Source organism: Limnospira platensis NIES-39, assembly GCF_026000695.1.
In the GTDB taxonomy this organism is placed as follows: Bacteria; Cyanobacteriota; Cyanobacteriia; order Cyanobacteriales; family Microcoleaceae; genus Limnospira; species Limnospira platensis.
The window spans coordinates 6,592,637-6,610,984 of the sequence record NZ_AP026945.1; the positions used below are offsets into that span (position 1 = coordinate 6,592,637).

Genomic DNA, 18,348 nt, shown 5'->3' on the forward strand with positions numbered 1-18,348 from the left:
TCAGCCGGATATGATAATTATAACAGTTAAGACAACTGTTTGAGCAACCAAAGAATTTTTTCTTTAACTGGTTTACGGTGCGCGGAACCTGCTTTTTCTGCCTGAATTTTATCATAGTTTTGCTGGAACCAATCGTAACTTTCCTGGAACATTTCATCATTAGAGTATTGGGGTTGCCAGCCCAAATTTAACAGGGGTTGAACATCGAAATAAAACTCTTTATGATAGGTGAGATAATGCCAGGGTGCGAGGGGGCTTAAACCGACAATATCTAATAGTCTCAAGGTGCCAATTGTCAAGGTAGTGGGGAGACTTTTTACCTGAGAATCAGTACCCGCATAGCTAATTAAATGTTCCAAACCTTCCCGCAGAGTGCCAAAGCGATCGCTTCCGACATTATAAATTCCCGGTTTCCCTAAATCCAAGGCTAATAGGTAAGCGTCCATTAAATCCAGAGCATGAATAAACTGGAATTTGATATTTCCATCCCCGATAACGTAGACATTTCGCCCTTCTTTAATCCACTCAAATAGAATCTGAAAAATGCCTAACCTTCCCTCGCCCAAAATAGTCCGAGGGCGGATGACAATTAAGGGTAAACCTTGGCGATCGCAAACTTGACGGACTGCTAATTCTCCCGCCAATTTTGCGCGTCCGTAAATTTCCACCGGCTGGGGTTGAGTTTGGTTAGTAATGGGACATTGAGGGTCGCCAAATAAGGCACTAGAACTCATGTGAATAAAACTGCTCACCCCGGCTTGAGCGGCTTCCTCAGCGGCGATACGACTCCCTTCGACATTCACCTCCCAAAACTTCTTTCCCGACTTGGTAAGGGGGACTAAAGCCACATTATGATGAACGATATCAACGCCTTTCATGGCGGCGGCGACACCTTGGCGATCGCGAATATCGCAGTTAATATATTCAATATCCTGGGGGCGAGTGGGATCTTCCCAAATATCAAGTATTTTGACTTCTTCTCCCCGTTGCGACAACCGACGGGCGATCAGATTTCCTAAAAAGCCAGAACCCCCTGTTACCAGATGTTTCATGGACTACCGCTAACCTTCCAAATAATGACTCTGCCAGCATCGTAAACTAATGTCGCCAATTCGTAAAGGAATTGGATCGGCGGATAATTATAAAACCATAATCGGGGGGCGATCGCCATAGAATTATCAACCTTTTCTGGACGACAACCTACTACTTTTTGCACGGGAAAATCGCAGGATTTAAACATTATCCGACTTCGGAAACTGTGGGGTTTATTGCAGTATAAAATTACTGACTCTAGGTGCCAATATTTTTCCTGCTTTAACCAATAACGCAATACCCGCGCATTATCAAAGGTATCTAAATAGGTTTTATCTCGGACATTTTGGGGAACCAAAACCTGTAAATCTGGGCGCAATTGCTGGAGAAATTCCCCTGCATAATCTTCCTCAGATTGGGAATGTCCGAAGGGATTACCAGGGGCAACAAACACGCGAGAATTGGGTTCAGCATCGGCGGCTAACTGACAGATTACTGCTTTAAAATAAGGGGATAAGTTATCGACGGCTGCAGTGGCTTCTGTAGCGGTTAATCCCTCGGTGACGATGATATAATCAGCCATTAGTTATCAATTCCTCCGTAATTATCGAACACCCATTTAAGACTACGACGCATCCCTTCTTCTAGGGAAACTTTGGGAGAATAGCCTAATTCTCGTTGGGCTTTGGCAACTGAACAGGCGATGGTTTTATTCATTTCAGATAATACATGAATTTTTTGCTGATATAATCCTAAACTCTGCAAAGTGCCATCTACTAAGGTGGCGATATCTCCGGTAATTCCGGGTAATTTTAAACGTTTGTGGGCGCAAGTTTGGTTAAATTCGGATTCTAGGAGTTTCTCGACTGTATCGATAATTTCATTCATGGAATAGGGGCGATTATCGGCTATCCAGTAGGTTTGACCGTTGGCTTTTTCGGATTCGGCTGATAGCAAAAGTCCCTGACAGAGATTGTCGATATAAGCCATCGATCGCAAATTATTTCCATCTCCCACAATGGGACCTTTTCCATCCCGAATCATTTGGAAAAATAGGGTTTGTCGGGGGGGTTGGTTGGGGCCGTAAAACCAGGGCGGACGGACAATAACGGTTTCTATTTTCCCTGATTGCTGCATGGACATAACGGCTAATTCCATCAGCATTTTGGATTTGCCATAATTCATATAGGGATGGTAGGGGGATTTTTCATCGAATAGATGATCAGGGTGAGGATTGCAACCACAGGGAGAATTAGAAGAGACAATCACGGCCCTTTTGACGCGATTGGTGACGGCGGAATTTAACAGGTTTTGGGTTCCGTTGACATTAATATGATAAAATTCGGAAACGCGCGGAGGGTGAATGATTCCGGCGGTATGAAAGAGAATGGCATGGTTCGCATTTTCACAAAAGCGATCGCAGTCTTGGGGATTCCGTAAATCGCCGACAATCACTTCAATTTTATCGGAGAGGTTGGTGAGACTTTCGGGGTTTTGACCGGGTAAAATTAGACAGCGAATCATCAGATTATTTCTGGGTTGGGAAAAAGCCTCAATATCTGGGAGTCCTTTAACTAAGGCTTTAACTAAACTGAATCCTAACCAGCCTAAAGCGCCTGTAACTAAAACTAGATCACTCATGGTTTCCTCCTTGGTCTTCTGAGAGAATAATTAACGTAATTTCTCGTTGTAGGGTGACAAACTCCCCCCTATCAGGATCATAAACCCAAGCGTGAATAGTGGTTTCTCCGGGGGGAATATCTGGGGCGGAAAGTTCAGCGATCCAAGCGGATTTTGAGTAGCGATCGCTGTTAAAATGTTGCACAATATCGGGGGTCTGTATGTTAATTTCTGTGTCGGCGAAGAAAAAGTCCTGGTCGTTATATGAAAAAAAGACGCGATCAGGTTGTTGGTCGCGATCGCCAAACGCCGCCCAACCGTCTACCATAAAGCGATCGCCGGGGTTTAAAGTTAAGGTGGCGAGGGGGGGATTAATATAGCCGTAAATGGTTTCAGGTTGGCGGTTAAAGCGGGGGTTAGGGATGCCATCAAGAATTACTTTAATTTGAGTTTCTCCAGCCAAAGGTAGTAATTCTGCCGATTCCCCTACCCTGATCCAGGCCTGAATTGATGTGTTTTGATACAGATTAAAAACGGCTGTTTCTATGGCAGCCCGCCACATATTTTGGTTGATTTCGGAGTAAGCAATGGCTGTGGTTTCTGAGGACTTGGAAAGTATCAAAAGCTGATTATTGTCATCAACTAGCTGGGGATTAAGTTGTAACTCTCCGGTTAATAGAATCCAGCCATTTTGATGGTTTTGGGAAAACACACCTGGGGAATTATCCCAGACGATCGCACCATAATTTTCGGAACTCTTGATAAATTGTAGGTTAGGACTATCGATAAATCCTAAATCATTTAAGACCATCGCTGTTTGTTTAAAGCGATCGCGAGAGGGGATAATTTTAAACCATTGCCAGCAGTTAGGAGAGCGATCGTCCCAAACTTGGATCACGTTTAAGCAGCTTGTGATATGGTTAGAAACTCGTCGATAGAATTGACCTTCTTTAATGGCGTATACCGAATTAATTGCGGTTAGAAAAATTATCAATATGGCTACACCAGTTAATCCCCGTTTCCATGGGATAACGGGAAGTTCTCGATTAGGGAAATATAAGCCAATTTGTAACACTGCTACCCACAAAAATAGGGAATTGCTGGTATATCTGGAACCTAAAGCAAAATCTAAGCCTAAATCGGTAAATGCGGCTTCAGCCCTGCCAAAAGTGGTAATGGCGGCAAATAGTAAGGCGAACAATGCTAAACTAATCCAGGGGGCGACGGTTTGTAAAAATTGGAACCCGTTTTTTTGATATCCCCAGGCGATCGCACCCCCAAAGCTGAATAATACCAAAACCCCCAAAATATTGGCTATTGGCACGGAATAGAAACCGAGAGGGGCTCCCAATAGTATCAAGAAAAAACGCGCCCAAAATACGGAATGATTGAGCAGATACAAAAGGTTAAAATTGCTGGGATTATCCCGATTATATCCCATCACATAAACGGCGGTAGTAATTCCAAATAATCCTAGCCATATCAGGCTATTTTTTAATCCTGATTTGATGGTGGTATTAGTTAAAAAAACTGTGGGTAAAATCGCCAACCATCCTATAATACCTTGGGCTAATGTGAAGCTGGCAATCATCATGGGTAGAGTCGCCCAAATTAGGCTTTTTTGGTGCTGGGGCTGTTGTGAATTGAGAACCCAGAGAGAAATTGTCACACACAGATTAACTAGAAATATCCCCAATTGCAATCCCCACAGCCAATTTTGATACTGCACGAGGGAAAACAGAATCAGCCAGGATAGACCATTAATAATGTGGAATCTTTGGGAGTGCGAAATATCTGGATAGCATTGGCGAGAAATTTTGACAATAAAAATTCCGTTGAGGATAGCAAATAACACCCCAATCAAGATTTCATAAATCTTCTCCCAACCGGAAATAAATGCCAAGGGGACGACAATTAATCTCAGGAAAAAGTAGCGATGATCATTGTAGATTTCGGCAAAATCACTTAACCCAGCTTTTCCCTGGGCTATTTTCTCAAAGATGGCGGCGATCGCCCATTCATCCCAGAGGGGAACTCTCACGCCGTAGATAATCACAAAAGCAATTAAAATTAAAACCGGAATCAGGTAGAGTGCTGTGGTTGATCTAATTGTTATTTTCCGGGGAATTGACAACATTATTGATGGCATAAATCAGAACATTTTTGGCAGTTGGCAATTGTTGACCGGCTAAAGTTGGTCTAAAAATTTTAACGCATTCCGTCGAGCGATCGCCATAATCGACCCTTGAGGATTCACGCCAGGGGCGGTACATAACAGACTTCCATCAGCAATATAAAGATTGTCAAAGCCATGAATTTTGCCAAAGGAATCGACCGCACAAAGGCGGCGATTTTCCCCCATAGGACAGGAAGAAAACAGATGAACCGTCATCAAATTGGTACTCGCCGCCGGGAGAATTTCGGGGATGCGATCGCCATCGTCTCCCTTCAACCGCCCAAACCCCGACAAACTGGGATAAACGGCGATCGCCCCCGCCTCAAATAGCAGTTGAGACAACTTCCGCAAGCCGTCACCCAAATCCCGCAAATCCTCACCCGTGAGGCGATAGCGCACCAAAGGATCGCGAAAACCGGGGAGAGTACGCACCGACCCCCGACCGGAGGCGGTAATCATGGCATAATAAATCGCCATATTTTCCCAGTGGCGGTGTACCTCCCCCATATACTCAGGATGATCCACCATTCCCACCGACAGGTAAGGGGGGGAACTAATCGAACAGCCAAAACTGAACCGGGGGGCGAACTCCTTAACCTGATGGACGGGAACCCCCATATCAAGGGCGTTAACAGGTTCGGAAAATTGGGCGATCGCCTTAACCGTCGGATGCAGTTGTAGAGAATTACCAATATTTTCAGTAATCCCACTGCGCCGCAACAAAGCCGGGGTTTGGATAGCCCCGCCACAGATAAACACCGTTTCCGCCTCAATTTCGCCCGTATTAGCCCACAGAGTCCACTTTTGACCCCGGCGACCAATTCGGTTAATTCGCGTCTCTGAGCGCAACCTACACCCCGCCCGTAACGCGCGAGGAATAAAGGTTTTAGTCATTGACTGGCGCTTTCCCTTGGGTGGCAAATTCGGGTCATCCTGGGTTTCATAGCGAAACCAGCGCGGCACTTCTAGGGACTCCCAGCCTAACTTGATAGCCCCTTGGTGGAGTTTCAGAGAGGCGGCGGGGGGTTTTCCCGGTAGGGGACAGACAGTAACAGCCTCTTCGCAGGCTTGAAAATGGGGTAATAGGTCAGCATCCCCTAAACCTTCCACCTGAAACTCAGTCCGCCACCTCTCCAATACCTGCGGCGGGGTTCGATGGTACAGCCCGCTGTTGATTTCGCTACCTCCCCCCACACAGCGACCTTCGACATATTGCACTTTGGGGGTTCCTAGGGCTGCTGTTAACCCGCCATGGCGATATTTCTGCACCATTTCTTCCTGGGAAAAGGGCGCACAGGACTCTAGGGGAAGAAAAGCCCCTTCTTCGATAAGTAGCACATCCCGTCCGGCTTCGGCTAATAAACAGGCGGTAATTGCACCTCCAGGACCGGAACCAATGACGGCAATTTCACAGGACTGGGGTTCAAACATGGCGATCGCATTGATTGGAATTAACCAAAGATTGCCAACACAGTACCACTAAACTCTCATAAAAGCGCATCAAATCCCGACAGGGACTAAAAGGGGAATTTTTCCAGGCTTCGATTTGTTGGCGACGAAGCTGGTGGGGTTGACGATGAAAGGGTGAGGCGTTTAGCCATCCCCAGCAGTCGAAAATAACGGTTAATAGCCAGATGGGAAATTGCAGATAATCCGGCATTCGGCGATGTTGTTCGAGGACAAATCGCACGACATCATTATGATAAAATTCGCGGGTTTCCTCCGTGGGGGTGCGATCGTAAATAATTGAGTAACAGAGGGCGGAGGCGGTACTATTAAATAGTTTCGTCATGGCTATCAATTCGATTCACTCCTGCTTAAAACTTAATTGGCGATCGCCACGAAACTCAACAACTATGTTTCCTTACCGATATTTAGCACAGAAACCCCGTTTATAGGGTTTGACGGTGGGGGAGTTTCCCTGAGCGCGAGCCTACTACTACTTTAGATCTGATAACATATAGTCTAGTCGTGTCGCGACGGGTGGAATTGGTAGAGGCGATAATTTAAATGCAAAAAATTGTTGTTGGTCTTTCAGGAGGGGTTGATAGTTCCGCAGCCGCGGCTATTCTGCATCACCAAGGATATGAGGTGGTGGGGTTAACCCTATGGTTAATGCGGGGTAAGGGTCAATGCTGTTCCGAGGGTATGGTGGATGCAGCCCATATCTGCGAACAGCTTGGCATTCCCCATTATATTGTCGATAGCCGCGATCTGTTCCAAACCCATATTATTGATTATTTGGTCGAAGGATATGGGGCGGGGATTACTCCTTTACCCTGTTCCCAGTGTAATCGTGCCGTTAAGTTTGGCCCGATGCTGGGTTATGCTTCTACGGAGTTAAATATTAACCGCATCGCTACTGGTCACTATGCTAGGGTTTCCTATAATTCACAATGCGATCGCCATCAGTTAAAACGCGCCGTCGATCGCACTAAGGATCAGTCTTATTTTCTCTATGATTTAACTCAGGATATACTAGGCGCTGTGGTTTTTCCCCTCGGAGAAGTCCCGAAATCCGAAACTAGACGCATCGCCGCTCAGTATAACCTCAAAACTGCTGATAAACCCGAAAGCCAAGACCTCTGTTTGGTCGAGGCTAATGGTTCTATGCGCGCCTTTTTGGATAAATATATTACTGGGAAAAAAGGCGAAATTGTCGATCCTGAAGGTCGGGTTTTAGGAGAACATGATGGCATCCACCACTATACTATCGGTCAACGCCGAGGTTTGGGAATTTCTGCACCTGAGCCATTATATGTCCTGAGTATTGACCCCGGACGAAATCGGGTAGTAGTTGGCGATCGCGATCGTATGACTCAAACCGAATGCACCATTAGGCGCGTTAATTGGGTATCTATTGCGCCGCCCTCTGAACCTATCCGCGCCGAGGTACAAATTCGTTATCGCAGTAAGCCATTACCCGTAACCGTGGTTCCTTTATCTTCCGAACCAGACCCCCAAATTGGCACCAGAGTCCGACTGATTTTTGATGAGCCTATTTTCGGAATTACCCCTGGTCAGGCGGCTGTATGGTACTCCGAAGATTTGCTCCTAGGTGGCGGCGTGATTGAACGTCAGACCACTTAACCCATAACCCCAAAATAGAGGCTTGTTCTCCCTATCTTGGGGCTTTCTGGTACGGGGAGGCGATCGCATCTTGTTCGCTACCAAACCACCTTTCGTGTTATGTTTTCTAAGCAAGTTATCCGATTCAGATAGAATGCCGACAATTTTAGCGATCGCCAATGGGAAAGGTGGAGTTGGTAAAACCACAACCGCCGTCAATCTCGCTGCTATACTTTCGAGCAACTTCTCCACCCTCCTAGTAGATACAGACCCCCAGGGTTCCGCTATGTGGTGGGTTGAACAGGGAGAAATGCCCTTTGATGTCTCAGAAGAAACCAATCCTAGTCTCCTGAAACAGTTAAGGAAAGTTCAACAAGTCCAAATGATTGTCGTTGATACCCCCCCAGCCTTGAAATCCGAATCCCTAGCCGCCGTAGTCCAGGTAGCTGATTATCTAATTTTACCCAGCCAAGCCGCACCCATGGATTTAGTAGCCTTAATGGCTACTGTACGCGATCGTGTCGCCCCCATCAACATTGATTATAAAGTCCTGCTCACCAAAGTTGACCCCCGCAGTATTGGAGATGCTTTTGAGGCTCAAAAGTCCTTGCGGGAATCAGGTATTCCAGTTTTCCAGAATTTTATTCGCTCCTACAAAGCCCATGAACGCTGTCCCCTAGAAGGCGTTTCCATTATTCGGTCTCGCAGCAAAAATGCCAGAGAAGCAGCATCAGACTATCGCCGCGTCGTAGCCGAACTCCTGAGAAGCCTAACATCAAACCCCAATACAGACTGACATCCCCCGCCGTCCATGGGACTCGAAGGATGTCAGTAGAACCGGAAATTATTGGAAAAGCCTAGAGTTGTTTAACCTCAGAAGCCAACTTAGCAACCATATCCTTAGCGCTGCCAAATAGCATCATAGTTTTGTCCTTGTAGAACAAATCATTATCAACCCCAGCAAAACCCGTACTCATACCACGCTTAATCACAATAGTATGCTTGGCTTTATCTACATCCAGAATCGGCATTCCGTAGATCGGGCTATTTTTATCTTCCCGCGCCGCCGGGTTAACCACATCATTAGCCCCAATCACCAGAGCCACATCAGTCTGTTCAAATTGGGGGTTGATGTCATCCATATCATACAACTGCGGATAGGGAACATTCGCCTCGGCTAACAGAACGTTCATGTGTCCCGGCATCCGTCCCGCCACCGGGTGAATTGCATATTTCACATCCACCCCCAAGGATTCTAGCATATCCACCAGTTCCTTAACCGAGTGCTGTGCTTGAGCTACAGCCATGCCATAACCCGGAACAATCACCACAGAACGAGCATACCCCAACATCATCGCCCCTTCTTCCGGGTCGATATTGCGAACACTCTGATTGGTTGCACCACCAGAAGCGCTAGGCGCTGCCGCTGTACCTTCACCTGTACCAAACCCAGCAAATAGGACGTTGGTAATCGAGCGGTTCATCGCCTTACACATGATCACCGTAAGGATAATACCAGAAGCACCCACCAAAGCCCCAGCAATGATCAGCAGGTTATTCATCACCACAAAACCCGCCGCACTAGCAGCTAACCCTGAGAATGAGTTTAACAGGGAAATCACCACCGGCATATCTCCGCCACCGATAGGGATAACAAAAAGCACTCCCAGCACCAGAGAAATGCCCACTAAAGCCAGGAAAACCGGGACGTTGAAGGGTTGTACACAGATATAAACACTTGCCCCAACAAAGCTAATTAACAGGGCTAGGTTAAAGGGTTGTTGCAAGGGAAACAGAATCGGAGAGCCACTCATAATCCCTTGCAGTTTGGCGAAAGCGATGAGGGAGCCGGTGAAGGTGACACCGCCAATTAGAACCCCTAACACCGCTGTAACAGTAGTTGGTAGGGGGGGAGCATCAGAGGTAGCTAAATAGCGCCAGAACTCGCCTACAGCCACCATAGAAGAAGCGGCACCACCGAGACCGTTAAACAAACCGACCATCTGAGGCATATCAGTCATTTCGACTTTATAGGCGGCGATGCCACCAATAGCCGAACCTATGGCGATCGCTATCAGAATTGTGCCGTAGTTGAGAACCTGCTGATTAAGAAGCGTAGCCACGATCGCAATTAACATCCCAATAGATGCCAATATATTCCCATTGCGAGCCGTCGCCGGAGACCCCAACTTTTTCAGACCAAAGAAAAACAGGGTTACCGCCACCAAATAACTTAACTCAATGCCTGTTGGTAGAAAGTCGATCATGCTTTAACCTCCTTTTTCTTGAACATTTGCAGCATCCGGTCAGTAACCAAAAAGCCACCCACAACATTAATAGTAGCCAGTACCACAGCCACAATACCCAGAATCACCGTGATGTTCCAATCCTGTTCTCCGGCAATAATAATCGCCCCTAAAACCGCAATTCCTGAGATGGCATTAGCCCCAGACATTAGGGGCGTGTGTAGGGTTGGTGGTACTTTCGTAATCACCTCAAACCCGGCAAATGATGCCAGGACAAAAACAAATAAAGCCGAAATCAGAGTTTCTGTTGTCATTCAATATTTCCTCATTTCCTCTACTAGCTTGGAAAGCGTCTAGCTGTTCGTCACTGTTACCCAGTGACCCGGCCGCCCACCGCAGTTTCCCCCTCACAAAGAGGCTAGAGATGCCTGTGGTGTTTACTATTGACCCACAGGAACTCCCAAAGCCTCTTTAACCCGTTGGGAACGAATTTCGCCGCCGTGGGTAACACAGGCTCCATCGAGGATGTCATCTGCGAAGTTTAGATCAAGTTCTCCCTCCTTAGTTACCATCAGTTGTAATAAGGCTGAGAGGTTTTTAGCATATACTTCGCTGGCATGAACAGGCATGGAGCCTGGTATGTTAATGGGTCCCATGATGGTGACACCATTTTTCTGGATGTTTTTACCTGGTTCTGAACCCTCGCAATTCCCCCCCTGTTCGGCCGCTAGGTCTACAATCACTGAACCTGGTTTCATTTGAGCCACCATGTTAGCGTTGACTAGAACCGGGGCTTTTTTGCCGGGGACTTGGGCGGTGGTAATCACCACATCAGAAGCAGCGACGTGCTGGGTTAGCACTTCCTGGGTGTGTTGTTTGGCTTGCTCTGAGATTTCTTTGGCATAGCCTCCCTCGGCGACGGTATCTTCGTCTAGGGTGACATCTACGAATTTAGCCCCCAAACTTTGGACTTGTTCTTTGACTTCTGGGCGAATATCAAAGGCTTCTACGATCGCTCCTAAACGCCGTGCTGTGGCGATCGCTTGTAGTCCGGCTACCCCCGCCCCTAGAACTAACACTTTAGCCGGTCGGATAGTTCCGGCCGCCGTGGTCAGCATCGGGAAGTATTTAGGCAAATTCGCCGCCGCGATCAGAACTGCCTTATATCCGGCAATATTAGCCTGGGAAGATAGGGCATCCATACTTTGGGCGCGACTGGTACGCGGGACCATTTCCATACTGAAAGCTGTCACCCGGCGATCGCTTAATTTTTGGATCAGATCTGGCTCTCCCAACGGGTTGAGAAATCCGATTAATACTGCTCCCTCTGCCATTTTGCCAACTTCCTCTTCTTGTGGCGGGCTCACTTTCAGCAGGATATTGGCTTCTCCCCACAGCTTGGCTGAGTCAGTAATCACTTGGGCTCCCGCTTCCTCATACAGAGCATCCGAGAAACAAGACCCTTCTCCCGCTCCGGCTTCCACATAAATCTCTAAGCCTTGTTTGACCAGACGAGATACTACGTCCGGTATCAGGGCCACTCGGCGTTCATTAACGTTCAGTTCTTTGGCGATCGCAATTTTCATCAAAAACTCCTATATCTCAAATTCCGTCCCTTTTCGACGGCTTGACCAAAATCTTTTCGCGTTCTGGGTGGGTTTAGCAGTCTTATTTGTGATAATTGAGGGCTGACAGTTAAACCCGCCCCTACAGGATTCTATGATAGCGATCGAAATTTGATCTGCCTTGGGAAAGTGCGTCACATCAGAACATTTGTCATTTTTTGATGACAAGCATCCCATATTACAGCACCCCACCTCTCTGGCCGTCTGGGTTGAAGTAGCCAATCAAAATGTGCAACCTTTGCTACAACAAGCTAATCACTGCTACCACAGCAACTCGACACAATGATCATGATTGTGCCAGAATGAGTGTCTAGTTTGACATCATAATCGTAGTTGTTCCGATTGATTGATATCTTAGGTTTGTCTTTATGTCAAAAATAATCCTTTAACCATAAGTCAAATTGTTACCGCCGTTACACTTATCGCAGGAGTTTGTATCAATGAAAATCCGTTCTCTAGTTTCTGGTTTGACAATGACTGGCTTTTTATTGGGAGCTTTTCCGACCCTAGCTTGGGCGCAATCAGGTCCGGGTGTCACTTTGTTTGGTGGACCGGAAAGGGCGAATTTGCTCAATTTCTTTCTACAAAGTGGCCGCTCTGGTCGCTGGGACCGCTACAGATTAAGAATTCCGGCGAGACAGCTAAATATGGCTGTGGCTCTGATCTCGATTTCCTATCCTGAACATTTCGAGGGTAGATTTGACCCAGATCGCATTGAAGTTCGTATCGGTGATCAGTCAATTCCCCTAGAGGAGGTAATCTGGGATGCCGAAAACAATTTTATTGAAATCTATCCCGAAGAACCCATCCCAGCCGGACAGTCCTTGGAAATTGTCATCTCCAACGTCAGAAATCCTACCTTTGGTGGGATGTTCCACTTTAATGCTAATGTCCGCAGCCCCGGTGATGTGCCTCTGTTGCGCTATGTTGGTACTTGGGTCCTGAGCATTGATTAACATCTGCTGGGGCGGTTGAGTTCATCACATCAACGGCTCCTAGACTCGCCGCCTGATGTCTCTAATTTTAGCCGGTGTATGTGCTAAAATAGGGGATTGTGATTTTAACACTGATTGTGGGAGGATAGACAAATGGCTCAACAAACGCTCAAAGGAACTAGCCGTAAGAAAAAAAGAGTATCTGGGTTTCGGGTACGGATGCGGACTAGAAATGGCCGTGCAGTGATTAGGTCTCGGCGGCAAAAAGGACGGTCACGGTTATCTGTTTAAGGGAGTTAACTCACAGCAGATGGTCAATTGAGTTTGGGAATAGTTATAGCAGTGGTCAAAACCCTGAGAAGCAAACCATAGACTCAATCTGTGATTGATATTAGCCCTAGGTTCTATTCCCGGTGATGCACCCTCGCTGGTCTAAGTGTCAACTGCTATAACTAATAAATATCGAAATGTTGCCTCAAGTAAATCGACTGCGCGCTCCCAAAGATTTTAAGGCAGTCTATACTAGGGGACTACATCGTAAAACTGCTCATTTAACCCTAAGAGCATTAAAACGGTTAGTTCCGCCTGAGATAGATGCAGGAGACCCACCGAGTCGGTTTGGTATTTCTATAAGTCAGAAGGTTAGTAAGCGCGCGGTGCGACGAAATCTGCTCAAACGACAAATTAGAGCCGGACTGCGAGAGTTATTATCAAAAATCTCGCCAGGTTGGGATGTGGTGATTGTGGTGAAGCCAACGGCGATCGAGTGCAATTATGCAGAAATTCTGCGAGAATTAGAAAAGTTGTTAGTACAAGCAGAGGTTTTACATGGGCATTCGCGAGGAGAGCTTTTATGAAGGCGGGCCCCATATTGGTGATCTGATTATAAATTTACTGATCGGATTTACAATTATCGGCCTGCCTTTGACTGTGGGAGCGGTGGTGCGGGCACTGTGGCTGCGTTATCGTATTACTAACCGCCGGGTTTCTGTGATTGGAGGATGGATGGGACGCGATCGCACTGATGTGGTGTACTCGGAAATTGTCAGTGTGGCGAAAGTGCCTAGGGGACTGGGAGCCTGGGGAGATATGGTGCTGACCCTAAAAAATGGTAACCGTCTGGAACTAAGAGCTTTGCCGAGATTTCGAGAGCTTTACGACTACATTAGTGAAAAAATTGCTCAAAAACAGGGAAGACCGCCGGGTGTGATCGGTCAGTAACTTCAAATTCACCTGATAGGCTAGAGAGTGTTGATGGGTGGTAATGAGCAAAGATCAGATCGAAGGAAAAAGTTCCACCTGGGGAACTAAATTGTTAAAATTTGTATAAAAAATCAAGCAGCTAGGTTAACTATTGACGCATGGACTTTGGTATTGGGTTTCTTTCCAACAATTTGATGTTACCGATCCTGGATTTTTTCTACGGGATCGTCCCTAGTTACGGTTTGGCGATCGTAGCCTTAACTCTGGTGATTCGTTTTGCACTATATCCGCTGAATGCTGGGTCAATTCGGAATATGCGGCGGATGAAGGTGACGCAACCGCTGATGAAAGAGCGAGTGGACAAAATTCAAAAGCTCTATAAAGATGACCCGGTGAAACAACGCGAAGAGATGAGCAGAGTATATAAGGAATTGGGTAATCCTCTGGCGGGTTGCTTTCCATTACTGCTACAGATGCCAATTCTATTTGCTTTGTTTGCTACCCTGCGAGGATCACCTTTCTCGGATGTTAACTACACCATTGACCTGCAAATTTTTCCCCAAGAACAAATTGAGCAAATTCAACCGCAAATATATAAGAGTAAGGCTCAGAATGTTTATGTAGCAGATGGGGTTCACTCTTCGGTACAGGCGTTGATTGATACTGGTAATAGTTTGGCTGTGGGACAAAAAACCGAGGTCAAATTTGAAACAGCACAGGGTGAAAGTCTACGGTCGAAGCTCGATAGTTACGAAAATCCGAAAGTTAAACCCCATTGGATGGTAACTAAGGGGGAAGATAAGGTTCAGATTGATGATGAAGGCAATTTGGTAGCGGTGAAACCGGGTGAAGTGACTATCCAAGCCAGCCTGAAAGGAATTGCTGCTGATAAGGGATTTTTGTTTATTGATGCCTTGGGACGGGTAGGAGCTTTTGATGATGATGGTAATATCCACTGGGATATAGTGGGGATGATTTTGGGATTTGGGATTAGTTTGTATATTAACCAGGTACTATCTGGTCAAAATCAAGCTGGTTCTGGTAATCCTCAACAAGATACGGTTAACAAAATCACGCCAGTTTTATTTACGGGGATGTTTTTCTTCTTCCCACTACCGGCTGGTGTTTTACTGTATATGCTGATTGCTAATATTTTCCAAACAGGTCAGGCGTTTATCTTGTCGCGGGAACCTTTACCGGAGAATCTCCAGAAAATTGTGGAGGAGTCTAGCGCGAAAACCAGCACAAAAGACAAAAAAGACAAGAAACAAGGTGAAAGTGGACGTGCTTCACTTCCTTTTGAACCAGGACATTCTAAGAAGAAGGCATAAACTAAGCAATGGAGAAGACTCAAATTAGTCAAGGTCAGGAGTGGATAGAGGAACTCCTAAAACTAGGAGATATTTCGAGTAATGTGGTCCTGAAGCAGGAGGAGGACTCCTGGTGGTTAACCATTGAAAATCCCAATCTGTCCCCTGAACAGGCTAAAAATCTGATTGGTGATGGTGGTGAGGGACTCGATTCGATTCAGTATTTGGTGAATACAATTCTGAATTTGGGGAAAGACAACGGTGAAAAAGTGGCTTACACTGTGGAGCTAAATGGGTATCGTGCCCGCCGCTACCAAGAATTAAGGGCTTTGGCAGAAAATGCGGCGAGTCAGGTGCGACAAACGGGGATTGAGTTAGAAATTAAGTCTCTATCTTCGGTGGAACGACGGCTAATCCATAATATTCTCAAGGATAGTGAGGGTGTGGAAACTTATAGTCAGGGGAGTGAACCCGATCGCCGTCTAGTGATTAAAGCGAAAGCCTGACAAACATTTTGGCATGGGGAGCGAGGGCGGAAATATTATGGATGCTATTTACATCCCTCATTTGCTTAATGCACATCAGCGGACGGTGGAGTTTCAGTTTGAGGAGTTTATCCCGGATTTGGATACTCTGACTCCGGTGCGAGGGTATATGCGAGTTAGTCATAGGACGACATTTTTGGATATCCAGGGTCGTGCGGAAGCGATTGTGACTTTGACCTGCGATCGCTGTCTGAAACAGTACAACCACCGCTTGAAAATCAAGACTTCTGAGGTGATCTGGTTGGAAAAATCGGATTACCAGATCGCGGAAGAGGTGGAGGTGGCTTTTGAGGATTTGGTGGAAACTCTGGACCCTCAAGGGCATTTTTCTCCTACGGATTGGTTTTATCAGCAATTGTGTTTGGAACTGCCAGGTCGTAAACTGTGTGACCAAGATTGTCAACTACCTGCTGCACCGAAGCCGGTTTCGGAATCAGTAGATGCACAGATTGATAGCCGCTGGGCAGCCTTGGAAGCGTTAAAAAAACAATTATCTGGATAAAAAAGCGATGAGCCAATTTAACCAGGAGTTTGAATTATTACTGCGATCGCGCTATCCGGTCATTTATATTCCCACATTAGAGGAGGAGCGCCTGGAGTTAGCTATCAAGCAGATAGGAAAGAACCAAGGCAATCGAGCGGTTTATGTGTGGGATTTTGTGGACGGTTACAACGAGGGAAATCCTAATGATATAGGATTGGCGGTTCGTAACCCCTTACTAGCTTTGGAGTTTGTGGAAAAAGTGCCGGACACGACACCGGCGATTTTTATTTTGCGGGACTTTCATCGGTTTTTAGATGATATTTCGATTTCTCGTAAAATCCGTAACCTGGCGCGTAGCCTGAAGTCTCAACCGAAAAATTTGGTGATTATTTCCCCCCAAGTTACTATTGCTGAAGACCTCAGCGAAGTGATCACGATTCTGGAATTTCCGTTACCCGATCGCCCCACTATTGCTAAGTCGGTAGAAGGGCTATTGATGGCAACGGGACAAACCCCGGAACCGCGTCTGTTAGATGAAATGGTGCGATCGTTTCAGGGTCTGTCTATGGAGCGAATTAGGCGGATTTTGGCTAAGGCGATCGCTAATCATGGGGAACTACAACCCAGTGATATAGAGCTGATTTTGGAAGAAAAACGCCAAACTATTCGCCAAACTCAGATTTTGGATTTCTACCCGGCCAAGGAAAATATATCTGATATTGGCGGACTCGATAACCTCAAAGATTGGCTACTACGGCGGGGCGGCTCTTTTTCGGAACGGGCGCGACAGTATGGATTGCCCTATCCCCGTGGTTTGCTGCTGGTGGGGATTCAGGGGACGGGTAAATCTCTGACGGCTAAGGCGATCGCTCACCATTGGCATTTACCCTTATTACGTTTAGATGTGGGGCGGTTGTTTGCGGGACTGGTGGGAGAGTCAGAATCTCGGACTCGCCAAATGATTCAGTTAGCAGAGGCTCTCGCTCCCTGTGTCCTATGGATTGATGAAATAGATAAAGCCTTTGCGGGGGTTGATGGTAAGGGCGATGCGGGTACAACTAGCCGGGTATTTGGCACTGTGATCACTTGGTTGGCTGAGAAAACTTCTCCGGTTTTTGTCGTGGCTACTGCTAATAATATCCAATCTTTACCGCCAGAAGTTCTGCGTAAGGGTAGATTTGATGAGATATTTTTTGTGGGTTTGCCTAACCAAGATGAGCGGAAGGCGATTTTTGAGGTACACCTAACTAAATTGCGCCCCCAAAGTCTCAAAAATTACGATATCGATCGCCTAGCTTATGAAACGCCGGATTTCTCTGGGGCGGAAATTGAGCAAACTTTGATTGAAGCTATGCACATTGGTTTTAGTCAAAATCGTGATTTCACTACTGAGGATATACTGGAATCGGCTAGTCAAATGATACCTCTGGCTCGTACAGCCCGCGATCAGATTCAATTTTTACAGGATTGGGCGGCGGCGGGTAAGGCTAGATTGGCTTCCCGACAAGATAGCCTCAATAAGCTATTTTAGACGGGGAATAGGCTATGTCATTTGTGGCTCCCCTTGATGTGGTCCCAATGTTCGCTATCATCAGGTTTGATTTAGTCGATTGTTTTTGGCGATCCGGATCAGATAATAAATGTTTCCCCAAATACTATGAGTCTTTATGGCATCTTTAAGTTTTTAGTCGGTGTGTTCCTAGCTATCTTGATTTTGGCGGGTGCAACTCTGGCCGCGGCTTTGTACTTTGCCGCTAGGTTGACAGAACTCCCGGAAAAGCCGACTTTTGCTACTGATCAACCAGTGGTGGTTGAAACAGCCAGCACCCCTACTCCTGAGCCTACTCCTGAGCCTACTCCTGAACCTGAGCCACAATTAGAGGAGGGAGCCTATCGGGCGATCGTGGTTCAACCCATTGGGTTAATTATCAGGGAGAGTCCTAGTCTTAATGCTAACCGGGTCGGTGGGGTCGGATATCAAGAAGAGGTTATTGTTTTGGAAGATAGCGGAGATAGACAATGGCAGCGGGTTCGCGCTGCAACTGATGAGGGTCGCACGGGTTGGGTAAGGGGTGGCAATACAGAGCCTATTAACTAAATTCT

The 18,348-nt window shown here is 46.6% G+C and carries 20 protein-coding genes; 11 read left to right on the plus strand and 9 right to left on the minus strand.

What is annotated here, in order from left to right:
* Positions 1-26 precede the first annotated feature (26 nt).
* Genes N39L_RS32215 through N39L_RS32240 form a run of 6 tightly spaced genes read right to left on the minus strand, consistent with a single transcriptional unit; the run spans position 27 to position 6,620 of the window.
* The gene (locus tag N39L_RS32215) at positions 27-1,052 is read right to left on the minus strand and encodes an NAD-dependent epimerase/dehydratase family protein (protein ID WP_006619133.1); all 1,026 of its coding nucleotides are present in this window, start codon (positions 1,050-1,052) and stop codon (positions 27-29) included.
* Entirely contained in the window at positions 1,049-1,615 is a 567-nt protein-coding gene (locus N39L_RS32220) for a YdcF family protein (protein ID WP_014277479.1), read from the minus strand. Before N39L_RS32220 ends, N39L_RS32215 begins: the two co-directional genes overlap by 4 nt.
* The gene (locus N39L_RS32225) at positions 1,615-2,673 is read right to left on the minus strand and encodes an NAD-dependent epimerase/dehydratase family protein (protein ID WP_006619135.1); all 1,059 of its coding nucleotides are present in this window, start codon (positions 2,671-2,673) and stop codon (positions 1,615-1,617) included. The genes N39L_RS32220 and N39L_RS32225 overlap by 1 nt, the downstream gene beginning before the upstream one ends.
* Complete coding sequence (locus tag N39L_RS32230) at positions 2,666-4,789, minus strand: hypothetical protein (protein WP_006619136.1); 2,124 nt, start codon at positions 4,787-4,789, stop codon at positions 2,666-2,668. The genes N39L_RS32225 and N39L_RS32230 overlap by 8 nt, the downstream gene beginning before the upstream one ends.
* Before the next feature lie 51 nt (positions 4,790-4,840).
* The gene (locus N39L_RS32235) at positions 4,841-6,259 is read right to left on the minus strand and encodes a GMC family oxidoreductase N-terminal domain-containing protein (RefSeq protein ID WP_006619137.1); all 1,419 of its coding nucleotides are present in this window, start codon (positions 6,257-6,259) and stop codon (positions 4,841-4,843) included.
* Positions 6,252-6,620: a hypothetical protein gene (locus N39L_RS32240; RefSeq protein ID WP_006619138.1), complete on the minus strand. Its 369-nt coding sequence runs from the start codon at positions 6,618-6,620 to the stop codon at positions 6,252-6,254. Before N39L_RS32240 ends, N39L_RS32235 begins: the two co-directional genes overlap by 8 nt.
* 218 nt (positions 6,621-6,838) lie before the next feature.
* Between N39L_RS32240 and mnmA the strand changes: the two genes are divergently transcribed.
* The gene (mnmA, locus tag N39L_RS32245) at positions 6,839-7,918 is read left to right on the plus strand and encodes a tRNA 2-thiouridine(34) synthase MnmA (protein ID WP_006619139.1); all 1,080 of its coding nucleotides are present in this window, start codon (positions 6,839-6,841) and stop codon (positions 7,916-7,918) included.
* Between the two features lie 133 nt (positions 7,919-8,051).
* Positions 8,052-8,693 carry a ParA family protein gene (locus N39L_RS32250; RefSeq protein WP_014277482.1) on the plus strand — a complete coding sequence of 214 codons (642 nt, stop codon included), beginning with the start codon at positions 8,052-8,054 and terminating at the stop codon, positions 8,691-8,693.
* Between the two features lie 61 nt (positions 8,694-8,754).
* Here N39L_RS32250 and N39L_RS32255 read toward each other — a convergent pair whose 3' ends face one another.
* From N39L_RS32255 to N39L_RS32265, 3 genes are all read right to left on the minus strand, one after another.
* Positions 8,755-10,164, minus strand: coding sequence for an NAD(P)(+) transhydrogenase (Re/Si-specific) subunit beta (locus N39L_RS32255; protein ID WP_006617138.1), 1,410 nt, complete (start codon positions 10,162-10,164; stop codon positions 8,755-8,757).
* Positions 10,161-10,457: an NAD(P) transhydrogenase subunit alpha part 2 gene (locus N39L_RS32260; protein WP_006617139.1), complete on the minus strand. Its 297-nt coding sequence runs from the start codon at positions 10,455-10,457 to the stop codon at positions 10,161-10,163. Before N39L_RS32260 ends, N39L_RS32255 begins: the two co-directional genes overlap by 4 nt.
* A gap of 126 nt (positions 10,458-10,583) precedes the next feature.
* Positions 10,584-11,729, minus strand: a complete 1,146-nt coding sequence (locus N39L_RS32265; RefSeq protein ID WP_006617140.1) for a Re/Si-specific NAD(P)(+) transhydrogenase subunit alpha — start codon at positions 11,727-11,729, stop codon at positions 10,584-10,586.
* A gap of 479 nt (positions 11,730-12,208) precedes the next feature.
* On the opposite strand from N39L_RS32265, the gene N39L_RS32270 reads away from it, so the two are divergent.
* From N39L_RS32270 to N39L_RS32310, 9 genes are all read left to right on the plus strand, one after another.
* Positions 12,209-12,724: a DUF2808 domain-containing protein gene (locus N39L_RS32270; RefSeq protein ID WP_006617141.1), complete on the plus strand. Its 516-nt coding sequence runs from the start codon at positions 12,209-12,211 to the stop codon at positions 12,722-12,724.
* 132 nt (positions 12,725-12,856) lie between these two features.
* Positions 12,857-12,994, plus strand: coding sequence for a 50S ribosomal protein L34 (rpmH, locus tag N39L_RS32275; RefSeq protein ID WP_006617142.1), 138 nt, complete (start codon positions 12,857-12,859; stop codon positions 12,992-12,994).
* Positions 12,995-13,170: 176 nt separating this feature from the next.
* Positions 13,171-13,560: a ribonuclease P protein component gene (gene rnpA, locus N39L_RS32280; RefSeq protein ID WP_014277483.1), complete on the plus strand. Its 390-nt coding sequence runs from the start codon at positions 13,171-13,173 to the stop codon at positions 13,558-13,560.
* Positions 13,532-13,924 (plus strand): PH domain-containing protein, encoded by a 393-nt coding sequence (locus N39L_RS32285; RefSeq protein ID WP_006617144.1) that lies wholly within the window; start codon positions 13,532-13,534, stop codon positions 13,922-13,924. Before rnpA ends, N39L_RS32285 begins: the two co-directional genes overlap by 29 nt.
* A 140-nt stretch (positions 13,925-14,064) precedes the next feature.
* Positions 14,065-15,237 (plus strand): membrane protein insertase YidC, encoded by a 1,173-nt coding sequence (gene yidC / locus N39L_RS32290; protein ID WP_006617145.1) that lies wholly within the window; start codon positions 14,065-14,067, stop codon positions 15,235-15,237.
* An 8-nt stretch (positions 15,238-15,245) separates the two neighbouring features.
* Positions 15,246-15,722, plus strand: a complete 477-nt coding sequence (locus tag N39L_RS32295) for a Jag family protein (protein ID WP_014277484.1) — start codon at positions 15,246-15,248, stop codon at positions 15,720-15,722.
* Positions 15,723-15,759: 37 nt separating this feature from the next.
* Positions 15,760-16,263, plus strand: a complete 504-nt coding sequence (locus tag N39L_RS32300) for a YceD family protein (protein WP_014277485.1) — start codon at positions 15,760-15,762, stop codon at positions 16,261-16,263.
* A gap of 7 nt (positions 16,264-16,270) precedes the next feature.
* A complete protein-coding gene (locus N39L_RS32305) occupies positions 16,271-17,776 on the plus strand; it encodes an AAA family ATPase (protein WP_014277486.1) in 1,506 nt (501 codons plus the stop codon).
* A gap of 126 nt (positions 17,777-17,902) precedes the next feature.
* Positions 17,903-18,343, plus strand: a complete 441-nt coding sequence (locus N39L_RS32310; protein WP_006619271.1) for an SH3 domain-containing protein — start codon at positions 17,903-17,905, stop codon at positions 18,341-18,343.
* The last annotated feature ends 5 nt before the right edge of the window (positions 18,344-18,348 follow it).

What these genes read in the sequence shown, in the direction of transcription:
- N39L_RS32215 (WP_006619133.1), bottom strand. Translation starts at nt 1,052, where the DNA reads ATGAAACATCTGGTAACAGGGGGTTCTGGCTTTTTAGGAAATCTGATC.
- N39L_RS32250 (WP_014277482.1), top strand. Translation starts at nt 8,052, where the DNA reads ATGCCGACAATTTTAGCGATCGCCAATGGGAAAGGTGGAGTTGGTAAA.
- N39L_RS32260 (WP_006617139.1), bottom strand. Translation starts at nt 10,457, where the DNA reads ATGACAACAGAAACTCTGATTTCGGCTTTATTTGTTTTTGTCCTGGCA.
- N39L_RS32265 (WP_006617140.1), bottom strand. Translation starts at nt 11,729, where the DNA reads ATGAAAATTGCGATCGCCAAAGAACTGAACGTTAATGAACGCCGAGTG.
- N39L_RS32220 (WP_014277479.1), bottom strand. Translation starts at nt 1,615, where the DNA reads ATGGCTGATTATATCATCGTCACCGAGGGATTAACCGCTACAGAAGCC.
- N39L_RS32310 (WP_006619271.1), top strand. Translation starts at nt 17,903, where the DNA reads ATGAGTCTTTATGGCATCTTTAAGTTTTTAGTCGGTGTGTTCCTAGCT.
- mnmA (WP_006619139.1), top strand. Translation starts at nt 6,839, where the DNA reads ATGCAAAAAATTGTTGTTGGTCTTTCAGGAGGGGTTGATAGTTCCGCA.
- N39L_RS32300 (WP_014277485.1), top strand. Translation starts at nt 15,760, where the DNA reads ATGGATGCTATTTACATCCCTCATTTGCTTAATGCACATCAGCGGACG.
- N39L_RS32255 (WP_006617138.1), bottom strand. Translation starts at nt 10,164, where the DNA reads ATGATCGACTTTCTACCAACAGGCATTGAGTTAAGTTATTTGGTGGCG.
- N39L_RS32285 (WP_006617144.1), top strand. Translation starts at nt 13,532, where the DNA reads ATGGGCATTCGCGAGGAGAGCTTTTATGAAGGCGGGCCCCATATTGGT.
- N39L_RS32230 (WP_006619136.1), bottom strand. Translation starts at nt 4,789, where the DNA reads ATGTTGTCAATTCCCCGGAAAATAACAATTAGATCAACCACAGCACTC.
- N39L_RS32235 (WP_006619137.1), bottom strand. Translation starts at nt 6,259, where the DNA reads ATGTTTGAACCCCAGTCCTGTGAAATTGCCGTCATTGGTTCCGGTCCT.
- rpmH (WP_006617142.1), top strand. Translation starts at nt 12,857, where the DNA reads ATGGCTCAACAAACGCTCAAAGGAACTAGCCGTAAGAAAAAAAGAGTA.
- N39L_RS32305 (WP_014277486.1), top strand. Translation starts at nt 16,271, where the DNA reads ATGAGCCAATTTAACCAGGAGTTTGAATTATTACTGCGATCGCGCTAT.
- yidC (WP_006617145.1), top strand. Translation starts at nt 14,065, where the DNA reads ATGGACTTTGGTATTGGGTTTCTTTCCAACAATTTGATGTTACCGATC.
- N39L_RS32295 (WP_014277484.1), top strand. Translation starts at nt 15,246, where the DNA reads ATGGAGAAGACTCAAATTAGTCAAGGTCAGGAGTGGATAGAGGAACTC.
- N39L_RS32240 (WP_006619138.1), bottom strand. Translation starts at nt 6,620, where the DNA reads ATGACGAAACTATTTAATAGTACCGCCTCCGCCCTCTGTTACTCAATT.
- N39L_RS32270 (WP_006617141.1), top strand. Translation starts at nt 12,209, where the DNA reads ATGAAAATCCGTTCTCTAGTTTCTGGTTTGACAATGACTGGCTTTTTA.
- N39L_RS32225 (WP_006619135.1), bottom strand. Translation starts at nt 2,673, where the DNA reads ATGAGTGATCTAGTTTTAGTTACAGGCGCTTTAGGCTGGTTAGGATTC.
- rnpA (WP_014277483.1), top strand. Translation starts at nt 13,171, where the DNA reads ATGTTGCCTCAAGTAAATCGACTGCGCGCTCCCAAAGATTTTAAGGCA.